Source organism: Streptomyces alkaliphilus, assembly GCF_014141535.1.
Classification (GTDB): Bacteria; Actinomycetota; Actinomycetes; order Streptomycetales; family Streptomycetaceae; genus Streptomyces; species Streptomyces alkaliphilus.
On the sequence record NZ_VKHT01001313.1, the window covers coordinates 1 to 1,120 of the forward strand.

Sequence of the window (1,120 nt, forward strand, 5' to 3'; positions counted from 1 at the left end):
CTCTCGGGGAGACTGATGACCCGTTCGCGACGCGGGGTGGGGGGCGGCGAGGTGCGGGACGGAGGTGGAACCCGCCTCCCGGGGCCGCCCCGGTGACCGCCCCCGGTCCTCCGTTCCGGCGGACGTGAACGGCCGGTCGAGAGTCCGTTTCCGGAGGGAGCCGCGTGAACCGATTCGAGGAACTGGCCCATCCCGAGGCGCCCGCACCTCCCCGGCCGGGGGGCGTGGTGGAGGTGGACCTCCCCGAGGGCGTCCCCTTCAAGGAGGGCTGCGAGCGGATCCTGGCGGCCGTGGAGGGGAACCGCCGGTGGTATCGCCGCCCCCGCTGGGTGGAGGTCCGGGTGGGAGGTGTCCCCGTGTGTGTGACCACCCCGGCCGTGGTGGCGACCGCGCTCGAGGAGCGACACACCACCGGCCCCCGTGGCCCCGTCGGCAGGCCGGGACACCATCTCATCGTCCCCAACGCCGGTCACGCCCTGCTCGGTGAGGAGGAGGGGCGTCCTCGCACCGTCACCTACGTCTGCCCCGAGCAGGGGTGCGGGAGGGCGGAGACCCTGTTCCGTCCCGGGGCGCCGGTCTGTGAGGACCACGGTGTCGGGATGGTCGAGCGGTGACGCCCGGCCGCCATCCGATACCGCTCCCCCGGAGGGAGCGGCGGCGATGAACCTCACCGACGTGACCGGCCGGGTCACCGGCGTGCTGAGCTCCCGGTTCCTCCTGGTCTCCTACCTGCCGGTACTGGCCGGGGCCCTGCCGCTGGTGGTGCTGGTGTGGGCCGGGGCGCCCGGCGGCGCGCCCGACTTCTCCGGGGCCTGGGAGACCGCCGGGTCGCTGGGGATCGGCGAGTCGCTGGTGCTCGTGCTCGCCCTGCTGGTGCCGGCCTTCCTACTGCAATCCCTTCAGCTCTCCCTGCACACCCTGTGGCGCGAGGGGCCGCCGTGGCCATGGTGGCGGAGGCGTCGGTCCGCGCTCTGGCGGGGCCGCCGGGAGGAGCTGGCCGAACAGGCGCGACTGCCGGCCGACTTCCCCTCCCTCGGTCCCGCCGAGCGTGACGCCGCCACGGCCCGGGCGTGGCCCGCCGCCTCCCGGTTGAACCGCCGCTTCCCGCCCGCCGGAACGC

2 protein-coding genes are annotated in these 1,120 nt (G+C 75.3%); both read left to right on the forward strand.

Going from position 1 to position 1,120, the window contains the following annotated elements; genetic code table 11:
• The first annotated feature begins 164 nt into the window (after positions 1-164).
• Positions 165-614: a hypothetical protein gene (locus FNQ90_RS24190; protein WP_182608293.1), complete on the forward strand. Its 450-nt coding sequence runs from the start codon at positions 165-167 to the stop codon at positions 612-614.
• Positions 615-660: 46 nt separating this feature from the next.
• Positions 661-1,120 (forward strand): hypothetical protein (locus tag FNQ90_RS24195; RefSeq protein WP_182608294.1); only part of this gene is annotated, 460 nt, incomplete at its 3' end.